This is a genomic window from Gordonibacter pamelaeae (assembly GCF_003340385.1).
GTDB lineage: Bacteria > Actinomycetota > Coriobacteriia > Coriobacteriales > Eggerthellaceae > Gordonibacter > Gordonibacter pamelaeae.
The window spans coordinates 171,722-186,031 of the sequence record NZ_PPTS01000005.1; the positions used below are offsets into that span (position 1 = coordinate 171,722).

14 protein-coding genes are annotated in these 14,310 nt (G+C 66.3%); 7 read left to right on the forward strand and 7 right to left on the reverse strand.

Features of this window, described 5'->3' with window-relative positions; genetic code table 11:
* Positions 1 to 73 precede the first annotated feature (73 nt).
* Together C1877_RS09275 and aguA are read left to right on the forward strand one after the other, a co-directional pair.
* Positions 74 to 1,576 carry an APC family permease gene (locus C1877_RS09275; protein ID WP_015538979.1) on the forward strand — a complete coding sequence of 501 codons (1,503 nt, stop codon included), beginning with the start codon at positions 74 to 76 and terminating at the stop codon, positions 1,574 to 1,576.
* Positions 1,577 to 1,629: 53 nt separating this feature from the next.
* Complete coding sequence (aguA, locus tag C1877_RS09280; protein WP_015538978.1) at positions 1,630 to 2,745, forward strand: agmatine deiminase; 1,116 nt, start codon at positions 1,630 to 1,632, stop codon at positions 2,743 to 2,745.
* 61 nt (positions 2,746 to 2,806) lie between these two features.
* Here aguA and C1877_RS09285 read toward each other — a convergent pair whose 3' ends face one another.
* Positions 2,807 to 3,568 carry a C39 family peptidase gene (locus C1877_RS09285; RefSeq protein ID WP_244909842.1) on the reverse strand — a complete coding sequence of 254 codons (762 nt, stop codon included), beginning with the start codon at positions 3,566 to 3,568 and terminating at the stop codon, positions 2,807 to 2,809.
* Between the two features lie 460 nt (positions 3,569 to 4,028).
* Here C1877_RS09285 and C1877_RS09290 point away from each other — a divergent pair, with 460 nt between their 5' ends.
* Positions 4,029 to 4,838 (forward strand): MerR family transcriptional regulator, encoded by an 810-nt coding sequence (locus tag C1877_RS09290; protein ID WP_114569015.1) that lies wholly within the window; start codon positions 4,029 to 4,031, stop codon positions 4,836 to 4,838.
* A gap of 46 nt (positions 4,839 to 4,884) precedes the next feature.
* Here the strand turns inward: C1877_RS09290 and C1877_RS09295 are convergent, their stop codons facing one another.
* From C1877_RS09295 to C1877_RS09320, 6 genes are all read right to left on the reverse strand, one after another.
* Positions 4,885 to 5,799, reverse strand: coding sequence for a GGDEF domain-containing protein (locus C1877_RS09295; protein WP_114569016.1), 915 nt, complete (start codon positions 5,797 to 5,799; stop codon positions 4,885 to 4,887).
* Between the two features lie 75 nt (positions 5,800 to 5,874).
* Positions 5,875 to 6,195: a type II toxin-antitoxin system RelE/ParE family toxin gene (locus C1877_RS09300; RefSeq protein WP_015538977.1), complete on the reverse strand. Its 321-nt coding sequence runs from the start codon at positions 6,193 to 6,195 to the stop codon at positions 5,875 to 5,877.
* Positions 6,182 to 6,490 (reverse strand): type II toxin-antitoxin system Phd/YefM family antitoxin, encoded by a 309-nt coding sequence (locus C1877_RS09305; protein ID WP_041238989.1) that lies wholly within the window; start codon positions 6,488 to 6,490, stop codon positions 6,182 to 6,184. Before C1877_RS09305 ends, C1877_RS09300 begins: the two co-directional genes overlap by 14 nt.
* 264 nt (positions 6,491 to 6,754) lie before the next feature.
* A complete protein-coding gene (locus C1877_RS09310; protein ID WP_114569017.1) occupies positions 6,755 to 8,167 on the reverse strand; it encodes an aldehyde dehydrogenase in 1,413 nt (470 codons plus the stop codon).
* Positions 8,168 to 8,176: 9 nt separating this feature from the next.
* The gene (locus C1877_RS09315; protein ID WP_041238987.1) at positions 8,177 to 9,364 is read right to left on the reverse strand and encodes an iron-containing alcohol dehydrogenase; all 1,188 of its coding nucleotides are present in this window, start codon (positions 9,362 to 9,364) and stop codon (positions 8,177 to 8,179) included.
* A gap of 160 nt (positions 9,365 to 9,524) precedes the next feature.
* Complete coding sequence (locus C1877_RS09320; protein ID WP_041238985.1) at positions 9,525 to 10,043, reverse strand: hypothetical protein; 519 nt, start codon at positions 10,041 to 10,043, stop codon at positions 9,525 to 9,527.
* Positions 10,044 to 10,299: 256 nt separating this feature from the next.
* Here C1877_RS09320 and C1877_RS09325 point away from each other — a divergent pair, with 256 nt between their 5' ends.
* From C1877_RS09325 to C1877_RS09340, 4 genes are all read left to right on the forward strand, one after another.
* On the forward strand, positions 10,300 to 11,754 hold the full coding sequence (locus tag C1877_RS09325) for a S1C family serine protease (RefSeq protein ID WP_015538974.1): 1,455 nt from the start codon (positions 10,300 to 10,302) through the stop codon (positions 11,752 to 11,754).
* Between the two features lie 142 nt (positions 11,755 to 11,896).
* Positions 11,897 to 12,676 (forward strand): UMP kinase, encoded by a 780-nt coding sequence (pyrH, locus tag C1877_RS09330; protein ID WP_015538973.1) that lies wholly within the window; start codon positions 11,897 to 11,899, stop codon positions 12,674 to 12,676.
* Positions 12,677 to 12,752: 76 nt separating this feature from the next.
* Positions 12,753 to 13,310, forward strand: a complete 558-nt coding sequence (gene frr / locus C1877_RS09335) for a ribosome recycling factor (RefSeq protein ID WP_041238983.1) — start codon at positions 12,753 to 12,755, stop codon at positions 13,308 to 13,310.
* A gap of 220 nt (positions 13,311 to 13,530) precedes the next feature.
* Positions 13,531 to 14,310: an isoprenyl transferase gene (locus tag C1877_RS09340; protein ID WP_114569018.1), complete on the forward strand. Its 780-nt coding sequence runs from the start codon at positions 13,531 to 13,533 to the stop codon at positions 14,308 to 14,310.

Consider the following 14,310-nt stretch of genomic DNA (forward strand, 5'->3'; position numbering starts at 1 on the left):
GCGGGCACCACGGCCGCCCTCGTAGGCTGACGAGCGCCAATCTGACCTCTGCGCTATCGAAAGAAGGAAACTTATGGCAAAGAACAAGAAATTCCGCCTTATCGACGCCATCCTGTCGGTCATCACGGTCGTGTTCGTGGCGGAGGCGGCGGCACCGGCCGCCGCTATCGGCAACTCGCAGTTCTTCTGGTGGATCTTCCTCATCATCGCGTTTTTGCTGCCGTACGGCCTGGTGGTGAGCGAGCTCGGCACCACCTACGACGACGAGGGCGGTTTGTACGACTGGGTGCGCCGCGCGTTCGGCGACAAGTGGGGCAGCCGCGTGAGCTGGTACTACTGGATCAACTTCCCGTTGTGGATGGCCTCGCTCGCGTTTTTGTTCCCCGAGACCATCGCCATGATCACGGGCATGGAGATAGGGCTGGTGCCGTCGCTCGTCATCGAGCTGGCGTTCATCTGGATCGTCGTGTTCCTAAGCTTCTCGAAGGTGTCGGACTCGGCGTGGATCCTCAACCTGGCGGCTGTGCTCAAGGTGGGCATCGCCGTGGTGGTGGGCGGTCTGGGCATCTGGTACGCCGTGAACTACGGCTTCGCGAACGACATGGCCCCGGCCACGTTCCTGCCGTCGCTCGATTCGAACAGCCTCACGTACCTGTCCATCATCCTGTTCAACTTCATGGGCTTCGAGGTCATCACCACCTACGTGGGCTCCATGGAGAACCCCAGCAAGCAAATTCCGAAGGCCATCATCGCCGGCGGCATCGCCATCGCGGCGCTGTACCTGTTCAGCTCGTTCGGCATCGCGGCGGCCATCCCGGCGCTCGACATCTCGCTGGACTCCGGCATCATGGACGCGGTGGGCATCATGGCCGGCGTGGGCAGCGTGCTGTTCATCGTGGTGGGCATCGTGTTCCTCATCACGCTGTTCGGCAACATGGTCAGCTGGTCGTTCGGCGTGAACTTCGTGGCCGAGCACGCCGCGCGCAAGCAGAACATGCCGCACGTGTTCGCGCACGAGAGCAAGAAGAACCAGATGCCCACCGGCGCCGCCATCGTCAACGGCATCGTGGCCAGCGTGCTCGTGCTGCTGTCGCCCGTGATGGAGCTGGCGGGCTTCGACGGCTTCTTCTGGATCTTCTTCTCCATGAACATCGTGTTCCTGCTGATCAGCTACATTCCCATGTTCCCGGCGTTTTTGAAGCTGCGCTCGGTCGACCCGACGGTGAACCGCGTGTTCAAGGTGCCGGGCGGGCGCGGCGTGCTGCTGGTGGTCACGTGGCTGCCCGTGGTGCTGCTCGTGTTGTCCATCATCGCCACCATCGTGCCGTTGAACGGCTCCGAGGCCGAGATGTCGAAGATCCCCATGCTCATCGGCGTGATAGCGTTCGTCATCCTGGGCGAGATCGTGCGCGTGTGGTCGGCCCGCGGGCGCGACGACCACTACGGCGGCATGGGCACGCACGGCGATCCGTTCGCCTACGATGTGGCGCACGGCTTCGAGGAGGAGCCCCCCTCCGAGGAGGTTGCCATGGAGGAGGAGATGCTCATCGGCCGCGAGCCGCGCGACCTGGTGTAGCGCTTCGTCCCTGCACCTGCTATGTTGTAACGACGTTCGAAAGGACCTGACCTATGGAAACCATTTACGAAGAGCAGTCAACCCCGAGGCAGGACGGCTACCGCATGCCCGGCGAGTTCGAGCCGCAGGAGCGCATCTGGATGCTCTGGCCGCACCGCCCCGACAACTGGCGTGACGGAGCGAAGCCTGCGCAGAAGGCGTTCGCGGAGGTGGCGCGCGCCATCGCACGCTTCGAGCCGGTCGTCATCGGCGCGAAGCCGGAGGACTACGAGGCCGCCCGCTTCGAGATGTCCGAGGACGAGAATGTCATGGTCATCGAGATGACCTCGGACGACTCGTGGATCCGCGACTGCGGCCCCACGTTCGTGAAGAACGACGACGGCGACGTGCGCGCGGTGCACTGGCACTTCAACGCCTGGGGCGGCCTGTACGACGGCCTGTACTTCCCCTGGGACCAGGACGCGCTCGTGGGCGTGAAGGTGGCCGACCTGGCGCGCGCCGTGCGCTACCGCCCCGACACGTTCGTGCTGGAGGGCGGTTCCATCCACGTGGACGGCGAGGGCACCGTCATCACCACCGAGATGTGCCTGCTGTCGCCGGGCCGCAACCCGGAGCTCTCGAAGGAGGACATCGAAGGCTACCTGCGCGAGTACCTGAACGTGGAAAAGGTCATCTGGATCAAGGACGGCATCGATCCCGACGAGACGAACGGCCACATCGACGACGTGGCGTGCTTCATCCGCCCCGGCGAGGTGGCCTGCATCTGGACCGATGACGAGGACAACCCGTTCTACGAGGCCGCCCACGCCGCCTACGACACGCTGTCGCAGGCCACCGACGCGAAGGGGCGCCAGCTGAAGGTGCACAAGCTCACCATGCCGAAGGTTCCCACCTACATGTCGCAGGAGGAGGTGGACGCCATCGACGTGGTGGAGGGCACGCTGCCGCGCACGACCGACGACTACGCCATCGCCTCGTACATGAACTTCCTCATCGTGAACGACGCCATCATCTTCCCGCAGTACGGCGACGAGTACGACGACCTGGCTTGCGAGCAGGTGCAGGCCATGTTCCCCGACCGCGAGATCGTGGGCGTCCCCACCCGCGAGATAGCCTACGGCGGCGGCAACATCCACTGCATCACCCAGCAGGAGCCCGCCCGCAGGTAGGTACCGCAGCCTGAAACGCCCGGCCGGCCCCGTCTGCCTCGTGCAGGCGGGGCCGGCGCCTTCAGCGCAGCACCACGGCCTGCGCGCCCAGGGCGTAGTAGCGGGCGGCGAACGTGGCCAGGGGGTAGGACACCTGGCCGGCCAGGGAGTCGCTGACCAGCACGGTGCCGGCGTCCAGGTCAAAGCCGCGCACCACCACGCAATGGCTGTTCGTGATCAGGTTGTACGTGCGGCCGCCTTCCTGGGCGGTGCGGTAGCACGCGCCGGGCTCGTCCAGGCCGATGGTGCACCATACGACGACGGGGTTGCCGGCAGCTGCTTGGGCGAGCACGTCGCGGAACGGCGCGCCCGTCAGGTCGGCCGCCTCGAGGTCGGACCCGTGGGCGGCCAGGTAGGCTGCCGCCGTGTCCGCGATGGCAGGGGCCATGCAGGAGTGCCCGTCGGGCGAGGTGGGGTCGCCCATGAAGGCGTGCACGAAGTCGTCGGCGCCCGTGGGCAGCCACTCCTGGGCTATCTCGGTCTTCTGCAGGTCGAACCCGCAGGCCAGAAGCGCGTTGGTGAGCGCTACCGACTCGCAGCCGGTGGGGAGCTCGGGGTACTGCTGCAGGGCCGGCACGTCGAGGGACGCGCTGCGCGGGAGCTCGGCGGCGACCTGCAGCTGGGCGGCCTCGGCAGCGGCCCGTGCCTCGAGGTCCACGTCGGCCGCCGCCGAAGGCGAGGCCGCGAGCGGCAGGGCGAGCGCAAGGGCCAGCACGAGTGCCGCAGCGCCGAAGCAGGCGAGGGCCGCCTTGCAACGTGCCAGGACGTTTCCCGCCCGCGCCACGCGGCTCCGCGCGAACAGTGGTCGCGCGCGGCGGGCGCCTTCAACGCTTGGGCGGCGCCGGTACGGTGTGGCGCCGGGGAGGGTGTTTTGGCGACGTGTCGGTAGGTACGGCATAGGGGCCCCTTCGCGCGGTTTCCTTTGGTGCCGAGGGTAGCGCCCGAACTTGAAAGCAAGCTGAAAGACGGGCGAACCTGCGTGCGCACTGGTGCGGCCCCGGTTTCCGAACGTTCGAGCCGCTATCAAGAACACGCGCGCCGCCGCCGAACTGTTTCGCCCGCCGCAAAACCTCCGCAATTCCACGTTCGTCCGAGCGGCGTGTCCTGAAGTGCGCTACCCTTGAGGCGCTTTCCGCAGGCGCCGGCCGCACCTTCGGTGCCACACCTTTGGAAAATTTCGAAAACACCCCTTGACCCTCCCCGTGCAGGAGGCTGTTGAATGCGATGAGAAGGAGGTGAGAACCATGTTCTACATAGGAGAGTTCTCGAAGATGGGCAAGACCACCGTCAAGACGCTGCACCACTACGACCGCATCGGGCTTCTGCGCCCGGCCGCCGTGGACGGCGCGACGGGCTACCGCCTGTACACCACGTCCCAGCTCGTCGACCTGCACCGCATCCAGGCGCTGCGGCAGGCGGGCCTGTCGGTGGACGAGGTGGCCGCTATCGAGGGCGGCGCCGACCCGCGCCCCATCCTCGCACGGCGTCGCGAGCTCATCGAACGGGAACTCGCCGCGCGCCAGGAACGCCTCGCGCGCATCGCATTCATGCTCTCAGACGAAGGAAAGGGGTTCTCCATGAACTACCAAGCCACCATCAAGGACCTGCCCAGCTGCATCGTGTACTCCAAGACCATGACCGTGCCCGACTTCTCCGCTTACAACGAGGTCATCCCGGCTATCGGCCGCGCCGTGAAGGCGGCGAACCCGAACCTCAAGTGCGCCGCGCCCGAGTACTGCTTCATCACCTACCTCGACGGCGAGTACAAGGAGCGCGACATCACCATCAAGTACAGCGAGGCCGTGGAGGAGTACGGCGTGGAGACCGACGGCATCGTGTTCGAGGAGGCGCCGGCCGTCACCGTCGCGTCCGTCATGCACCGCGGCCCCTACGCCGACCTGCCGCGCGCCTACGCGTTCGCGATGGACTGGATCGAGCAGAATGGTTACCGCGCGTCCGGCCTCGCCCGCGAGAGCTACATCGACGGCATCTGGAACTGCACCGACGAGTCCCAGTGGCTCACCGAGATCCAGGTCCCGGTGGAGAAGAGGTAGGGGTCGCAAGCTCCGGGCGCGCCGCCGCGCGCCCGGCATCGGCCGCTCAGCGCCGCGCCTGCTTGGCGGCGTACATCGCGCGGTCGGCCTCGGCGAAGAGGTCGCGCCACGAGCCGTGGCGGGCGTCCAGGCGCGCGGCGCCGTGGCTGACAGTCACCGAGAACGGCTCGGTGCCCTGGAACTTGCAGGCGGCTATGCCGGCCTCGAGCGCTTCGGTCAGCGTATCGGCCTTGTCTTTGGGCAAGCTGGGAAGCACGAGCATGAACTCGTCTCCGCCGATGCGGCTGGCCCAGCCGCCCCCGTGCTCGGCGCTTTCCAGCAAAAGCTGCGAGACGCGCGCCAGCACCTCGTCGCCTACAAGATGGCCATGTTCGTCGTTGACCTGCTTGAACCGGTCGATGTCGAGGATGCAGAGCGTGGTCGGCGAGGTGCCATCCCACTGCGCGACCAGCTTGCCCAGCTCGCGCTCCGCGTATTCCTTGCGCAGAAGGCCCGTGGACGGATGGCGCACGGTGAGCTCGTTGATCCGGTCCACCAGGTCGACGGCCGTTACGTTCCCATCTGTCTCTATGTCGGCGACCATCAGGTCGTCCGTGACGTTCTTGATGAACTCAAGCGCGAACTTGCGATCGCTCCCCCCGAACGGGATCGTAACGATGAGAAAGATGCTCCGCCCCAGCGTCTCCAGCTTGACCACCTGCCGGTTCTCGCGCACGGCGATGCGCGAGACGCAGTTGGTGCAGGGCCGACCATGGTTCCAACAGCGGTAGCATGTGTCGTCATGGGACAGGAATCGGCCGTCCCGATAGTCGTATACAAGGTACGTCTCGGTATCCACCAGCCGGTAGTGCTCGAAGAACGCGCCAGGGGACAGGCGCCCTTCGATAGAAGGGTCGATGTGTTGGATGGGGAAGATGGCGTCCTCCTCGCGACGTCTCTGAACGGAGCCGCCATTGTACACCCTCCGCCGACGCGCGTCAGCCCGTCTGCGGAGGGTTTCAAGCGCTATTTCATGAAGCTCATGAATGCGCAAGCGTCAGTCATCCAGGATCTCGAACCCGTAGCAGTCGGTGTCCTGCGTCATATGGAAGATGCGGCGCACGGTGAGCGTGTCGTCCGTGTACGTGTAGTACACCCAGTATCGCTTCACGAGCTTGCGCCGGTAGGTCGGATGCTCGAGGTCCTCGTCGAAGAACGGCTGGCCGAGCTCCGGAATCTCGGCCGCGCGCTCGATGGCGGCGAAGATTGCGTCGGCGGTGTCACGTGCAGCCTGCGGCGACTTCAAGGTGAGCGCGATAGAGGCGAGTATGCCGTCGAGGTCGGCGCTTGCGCGCGGCCTGAACTCAATCGCGCGCATGGAGCTGCTCCGCCGCATCGATGAGCTGTTCCACGCGCGCCTTCACCTCGTCAAAGGGGATGGCGGCGGGGCGGTACTTCTCCTCGATTTCGGCTTCGCGCAGTTTTCGCACGGCACGCTCATGGCGCAGGTGCTCGTCGTAGGCCTTGCTGTCGATGACGACGAGCGAGGCCGCGCCGTTCTTCGTCATGATGATAGGCTCGCGCGTCTCGCGCGCAAGCGCCTCGATGTCGTTCAAACGTGTTCGCAAGTCACTGATAGGCCGTATCTGTGGCAACGCCGCCTGCATAGCCATAACGCCTCCTGTGTTATAAATAAGTAACTTATTTATAACACAATAAAGGACTGTCAGCAAGCACACGCGCTCTCGCAGGTGGATTCCTCTCACCCGAACAGCCCGCAACCCGCTCCCAGCGACGAAAAGCTCGCAGCTTAGCCTCCTGCGAAAGAGTCCGCCGTCCCATTGGCCGGGGCACCGCCCGTGCGGCGCGCCGAGCTTTCGCGAAGTGTGCGAGAGGCGCTGCACGGGCGGTGCCCCGGCCAACGGGACGTCCACACCCTATTTCATTAGCATCTTCAAAAGCCTCATCTTCGTATCGTCAAAGGGTGGGTTGCGGATGGGCATCTCCAGCCAGGTGCCCTTCTTGAGCGTGGACTTGTAGTGGGTGAAGCAGTCGAAGCCCACCTTGCCGTGATACGCCCCCATGCCCGAGTTCCCCACGCCGCCGAAGCCCATGTGGTTGTTCGCCAGGTGGATCACCACGTCGTTCACCGTGGCGCCGCCGAACGGCAGGCGCGTGAGCACGCGGTGCTGCACCTGCTTGTCGTCGGAGAACACGTAGCAGGCCAGCGGCTTCTCGAACGTGCGCACGATGTCGAAGGCCTGGTCAAGCGAGCGGTACGTGAGCACCGGCAGCACGGGCCCGAATATCTCCTCGCCCATGACCGGGTCGTCCAGCGTCACGCCCCGCAGGCACGTGGGCTCGATGCGCAGCGTCTCGGGGTCGCCGTGGCCGCCGAACGCCACCGTCGCGTCCGGGTTGCGGTTCTCGATGAGCCCCATCACGCGCTCGAAGTGGCGCTGCGAGATCATGTGCGGCCACTGCTCGCACGCCAGGATGTTCTCGCCGTAGTACTGTTGAAAGCTTGCGTCCAGCTGCGCCACGAAGTCGTCCGCCACGTTCTCGTGCACGAGGAAGTAGTCGGGCGCCACGCAGGTCTGCCCGCAGTTGATGCCCTTGCCCCAGGCCACGCGCTGCGCCGCGCGCTTCACGTTGGCCGTTTCGTCCACGATGCAGGGGCTCTTGCCGCCCAGCTCCAGCACCACGGGCGTGAGGTGCTTGGCCGCTGCCTCCATGATGGTGTGCCCCACGTTCGGGCTGCCGGTGAAGAAGATCTGGTCCCAGCGCACTTCCAGCAGCCAGTCGTTCATCGCGCCCGATCCGGGAAAGCCGCACACGAACTCGGGCGGGAACACGTTCGCCAGCATCTCGATCAGAAGCTCGCTCGTGGCCTTCGAGGTGCGCGAGGGCTTGAGCGCCACGCAGTTGCCGGCCGCGATGGCGTCCACCAGCGGCACGAGCGCCAGCTGCACGGGGTAGTTCCACGGCGACAACACCAGCACCACGCCCAGCGGGCTCGGGTACACCTTCGACGTGGAGTGGAAGTGCACGAGCGGCGTGGGCACCCGGCGCGGGCGCGCCCACTTGGACAGATGCCTCACGCACGTGTTGATCTCGTCATAGACGAGGCCGAGCTCGGTGGCGTAGCCCTCGAACGCGGCCTTCCCCAGGTCGGCGTGCAGCGCGTCCAGGATGCGCTCCTCGTTGGCCTTGAGGTAGGCCTTCAGCTTCAAAAGCGCTTCGCGACGGTACTCGACCTGCAGCGTGGCGCCTGTCAGATGGAAGGCGCGCATCCGCTGCGCCTGGGCCTCGACGTCGGCGACGCCTTCGAAGATGGGTGCGGTGGTCATGGGCGCTCCTTAGTACGTTGCTTCCAGGATCTCGAGGGCGTCGTCCAGCGTGATCTCCGCCTCGTTGTACAGGGCGGCGCCGTCGTAGCGGGCCTGCTTCGCCACGGCGGGGAGCTGGTCGTGCGCCACGCCCAGCTCCGACAGCTTGAGCGGCACGCCGTACTGCTCGTGGCAGTGCTCGTTCATGGCGAACAGCTCATCGCAGAAGGCCAGGTCGCGCTCGGCGGGCATCGCGCCCGGTCCCAGCTCGGCTGCGCGCGCGGGTGCCAGGTGGGGCAGCAGCTCGCCGTAAAGCCCGGCATGTACGCCATGGTAGAGGTTGAAGCGCACGCAGTGGGGAAGGAGCATCATCATGGCCTGGCCGTGCGGGATGTGGCAGAGCCCGCCGAGCGAGTGGCCGAGCGCATGCACGATGCCCACCATGGCGTTGCTGAACGCCGCTCCCGCCATGAGCGACCCCAGCGCCAGGCTCGCTCTCGCGTCGACGTTCGCGCCGTCGCGGCAGGCCACCGGCAGGTTGGCCGCGATAAGCTCGATGGCCTTCACCGCGAAGGCGTCGCTCACGGGGTTCTTCTGGATGGACGTGTACGCCTCGATGGCATGCGTGAGCGCGTCCATGCCGGTGGTGGCCGTGAGCTTCGGCGGCAGCGACGCGGTGAGCGCCGGGTCGAGGATGGCCGCGTGCGGCACCAGCTTGTAGGAGGTGAACGACAGTTTCGCGTGCTTCTGCGTGTCGGCCACCACGGCCACGAGCGTCACCTCGCTGCCGGTGCCGGCCGTGGTGGGCACGGCGATGAACGGCGGCAGGTCGGCGTGGAGGATCTCCGAGCCCTGCAGCGTGGCGAAGTCCACCCCCTCGCAGGCAAGCGAGGCGGCCGCGCCCTTCGTAGTGTCGATGACCGAGCCGCCGCCGATGGCCACGAACCCGTCGCAGCCGCGTGCGGCGTAGAGGCGCGCCACCTCGTTCACCACGTCCATCGACGAGTCGGGCGGCACCTGATCGAACACGTCGTAAGCGACGCCGGCCGCGTCCAGCACGTCCGTGAGCTTGGCGGCCACGCCCAGCTTCACCAGGCCCGCGTCCGTCATGACCAGCGGGTGCGCCACGCCGCGGTCGGCCAGCTCGCCGGGCAGCTTGTCCAGCGCGTGCGCCCCCGCGATGATCTTGGTGGGGCAGCAGAATTCGAATGCTTTCACGGCTTCTCCTTCGCTTTCTCGGGGAAAACTCTGCCACAGCCTCTGTTTTCGTCCAGCGCTATGATCAGGTATTATGCTACATAGGCGCAGGTCGAACGCTTGCGGAGGTGCGGCCGAAATCGGAGGCTGTGGCACGTTCCGGGCACCGTTTCCCTTTCTCCTACGGCATCGCCGCCGCCGGCCTGCGATATGCGCGCCGCCAGCCGAAGAACATCTTCAGCAGCGCCGTGAACAGGTAAGTGAGGGCCACGCCCGTATCGTTGGGGCCGCGTGTGGAGAACGCGCGCTGCGCGAGGGCGTCCTTGAGCGTCAGGCCGCCCGAAAAGCAGCCGAACGCATAGGCCAGCGAGCGGAAGTCGATGACGTAGTCCACGGTCACCGCATCCGCGTCGGCGCTGGCCAGCCCGCTTCCCGGCTCAACGTCGCGGGCGACGCGCGCGGGCGGGATACGCTCGAACGAGCCTCGGTCGGTGCGGCGGCATGTGCAGGTCAGGTCGGTGCCGCGCACCGACAACCTGAACGTGTAGCCCGGCGCCAGGTAGGCCACCTCGGCGCGGATCCTCGGAGACACGTGCCGGAGCAGCGTAATCAGGTGCGGCAGCAGGCGCAGCAGCGCGCGCACGTACAGCGCTTGGAGGCGTTGGGCGGCGGTTCGCCGCGGAGGCGTTTGGTCGGACATAGGCGCTCCTTGCACATCCTCGATGACGATGCACCTCATGATAGCACGCCTATCCTCGCATCCCCGGCGCGGCACGTTCCTCGGCCTGCGTCGGCCGGTGTACGTCCTGTACACCAAACGGTGTAATTCCATGACGCGAAGATGACAATTGCGTTGAAGGAAACCTGATCAGGAACCACGCGTGATATGGTAGGCCCATCACCTACCTAAGCGAAGCGATCATCGACCACAACGATACCCAAGGAGCGTGAACCACATGACCGATACGCACGGCAACACCCCCGGCGGCCCCGTCCCGCCGACTTCGGGCGACGAGCATGCCCAGCATGCCGCCCAAACGGGGCAGCAGCCTTACTACCAGCAGTCCTACCAGCAACCGTACCAGGCGCAGCACACGCCCGGCCAGGTGACGGTGGAGAAGAAGTCGCACGGCCTGCGCACGTTCCTGCTCGCGTTCGCGGGCGCGGCGCTCGCCTGCGTCATCGGGCTGGGCGGCTTCGGCATCTGGCAGGCCGCTACCGGCGCCGACAAGGGCGGCGGCTCCGACTCCGGCTCGTCCACGCAGCTGGGTTCGCAGAACTCCGGCAGCATCAACGCCACCGATGCCGAGTCCGACCAGACGCTGGCCGAGGCCGTGGCGCAGAAGGCGCTGCCCTCCGTGGCCGCCATCGACGTGTACGCGAACCAATCCAACATGGGCGGCATGTACGGCTTCGGCGGCGGCTCCAACTCCGGCTCCGGCAGCACGCTCACGCAGGCCTCGCTCGGCAGCGGCGTCGTGCTCACCGACGACGGCTACATCATCACGAACTACCACGTCATCGCAGGCGGCGACGCCTACAAGGTCACCATCGAGGGCGAGACCTACGACGCCGAGGTCGTGGGCAGCGATCCCAGCTCCGACATCGCGGTCATCAAGGCCAAGGACGCCAGCGGCCTCAAGGCCATCGAGATCGGCAACTCCGACGACCTCATCATCGGCGAGTGGGTCATGACCATCGGCAGCCCGTTCGGCCTCGAGCAGTCCGTTGCCACCGGCATCGTGTCGGCCACGAGCCGTTCGCAGATCATGGATTCCAGCACCGACCAGTACGGCCAGAGCTCCGGTGAGACCACCATCTACCCGAACATGATCCAGACTGACGCGGCCATCAACCCCGGCAACTCCGGCGGCGCGCTCGTTGACGCCGACGGCAAGCTCATCGGCATCAACACGCTGATCACGTCCTACTCGGGCAACTACTCCGGCGTCGGCTTCGCCATCCCGGTGAACTACGCGGTGAACCTCGCGCAGCAGATCATCGACGGCAAGACCCCGACCCACGCGCAGCTCGGCGTGTCCCTGTCCACGGTGAACGCCCAGAACGCCCAGCGCTACGGCCTGTCGGTCGACGAGGGCGCCTACGTGGCCGCCGTCAGCGCGGGCTCCGGTGCCGCCGAGGCCGGCCTGCAGGAGGGCGACATCATCACGAAGTTCGACGGCCAGAAGGTAGAGTCCGCGAGCGACCTCATGCTGGACGTCCGCTCCAAGAACCCTGGCGACAAGGTGAAGCTGGAGGTCAACCGCAACGGCGAGACGAAGGAGGTCGAGGTCACGCTCGGCTCCGACGAGAGCTCGCAAAGCGCCTCCACCCAGCAGAACAGCGCGCAGGAATCCCTGCTCGAGCGCCTGCTCGGCGGCGGCAGCGGGTCCAGCGAGAACGCGGCGTAAGGGCTGCGGGCGGCTACCTGCCGCCCGTCTGCTCATTGCGTGAACTGCCTGGAAAAGGCCGCGCGAACTGCGCGGCCTTTTCCATTTTCGGGTAAGATTGAGGCAACGTATGCACATATGACGGTCATCGAAGGGGTTGGTCATGGCTGAGGATAGGGCGAAGGCGGAGGAGAACGTCGAGGAGCTTGAGAAGTGGGCGCGCGTGCGCGAGCGCGGGTATGCGTACCCGCGCGTGCTGCTGAAGCTCTCGGGCGAAGCGCTGGCGGGCGATGTGGGGTACGGCATCGACCCGAAGGTGGTCGACGCGCTGGCCGACGAGATTGCCGACATCGTCGAGGACGAGGTGGAGGTGGCCGTGGTCGTGGGCGGCGGCAACATCTTCCGCGGCCTGGCGGGAAGCGCCGAGGGCATGGACCGCGCCCAGGCCGACTACATCGGCATGCTGGCCACCGTCATGAACGCGCTGGCCCTGCAGGACGCCTTCGAGCGCCACGGCATCTTCTCGCGTGTGCAGAGCGCCATCACCATGCAGGAGGTCTCCGAGCCCTACATCCGCCGCCGCGCCGTGCGCCACCTGGAGAAGGGCCGCGTGGTCATCTTGGCCGCCGGCACGGGCAACCCCTACTTCACCACCGACACCACGGCCGCGCTTCGCGCCTGCGAGCTCAACGTGGACTGCCTCATGAAGGCCACGAAGGTGGACGGCGTCTACGACAGCGACCCGACCAAGAACCCGGACGCCAAGCGCTTCGACCGCATCAGCTACATGGACGTGCTGTCGAAGGGCCTCAACGTCATGGACTCCACGGCCACGTCGCTGTGCATGGACAACCACATGCCCATGATCGTGTTCGATCTGATGGTCGAGGGCAACATTTCGCGCGCTTTGAAGGGCGAAAACGTCGGAACCACGGTAGAATAGAGGCACGTCCGCGCTCCGGCGCGGGCGATCGGTGCGCGCCGCCGCACCGCAGGGAGTTGGGTGAAAGGAGCCGATCATGGTTGATGATATTATGTTGCAGGCCGAGGAGCGCATGGAGCGTGCGCTCGCATCGCTGGGCGAGGCGTTCGGCTCCGTGCGCACGGGGCGGGCGAGCGCCCTGCTGCTCGACCGCATCAAGGTGGATTACTACGGCGTGCCCACGCCGGTGAACCAGATGGCCGGCATCAAGACGCCCGACGCGCACATGCTGGTCATCGAGCCGTGGGACAAGGGCGTGCTGGGCGCCATCGAGCATGCCATCATGGAGAGCGACTTGGGCGTCACGCCGTCGAACGACGGCTCGTGCATCCGCCTGCCGTTCCCCTCGCTCACCGAGGAGCGCCGCCGCGAACTGGTGAAGCAGTGCAAGAACTATGCCGAGGAGGCCCGCGTGGCGGTGCGCAAGGCGCGCCAGGACGCCAACGCCGCCCTCGATCGCTGCGTGAAGGACGACAACCTCCCCGAGGACGACGAGCGCCGCGCCCAGGCCGAGGTGCAAAAGCTCACCGACAAGTACGTGGCCCAGGTGGACGAGGCCTTCAAGAAGAAGGAAGCCGAAGTGATGGAAATCTAACGTTCCGGCGGCCTGCCGGCCGCCGGAACTGCTCGACGCTGCGAAGCGTTGGGGCACCCCATCTCGCGGCGATGCCGATGACTCGCGTACTGAAGTACGCTTCATCATCGCCATCCCCACGATCTGGGGCACCGCAACGCTTCTCGCTGACTTACTAAGCCAACCGGGGAGTTCGAGATCAACCTGTGCGGCTGGCGTACGACTTGAAAGCAGTGCTTCCTTGAACAAACCGCTCGACTACATATTCCCGAACCCTCCCGCCGACCTCGATCCCACACGGCTCGACCCTGCGGCGGTGCCCGAGCACGTGGCCGTCATCATGGACGGCAACGGCCGGTGGGCCAAGGAGCGCGGCAAGAACCGCCTGTTCGGCCACAAGGCCGGCATCGATGCGGTGCGCGAGATCATCCGCTGCGCGTCGGACGTGGGCGTGCGCTACCTCACCATCTACTCGTTCTCCTCCGAGAACTGGAAACGGCCGCAGGAAGAGGTCATCGGCCTCATGAACCTGTTCGCCACCACGATGCTCGCCGAGGTGGACGGCCTGCACGAGGAGCACGTGCGCGTGATGACCATCGGGCGCACCGACGAGCTGCCGAAGAAGACGCGCGACGCGTTCGCGAAGGCGTGGGAGAAGACGAAGGACAACGACGGCATGACGCTCGTGGTGGCCGTGAACTACGGCGGCCGCGTGGAGATGCTGGACGCCATGCGCTCGCTCATGGACGAGGCCCACGCCGCGGTGCGCGCCGGACGCGCGCCCGAGGAGCTTACCGAGGAGTCGTTCGCCCGGCACCTGTACACGGCGGACATCCCCGACCCCGACCTGCTCATCCGCACGAGCGGCGAGATGCGCGTGTCGAACTTCCTGCTGTGGCAGATCGCCTATTCTGAGTTCGTGTGCACCGACGTGCTGTGGCCCGACTTCGACCGCTACGAGCTCCTGCGGGCGCTCTTGGAGTTCCAGGGGCGCGACCGCCGGTTCGGGGCGGTGAAGTAG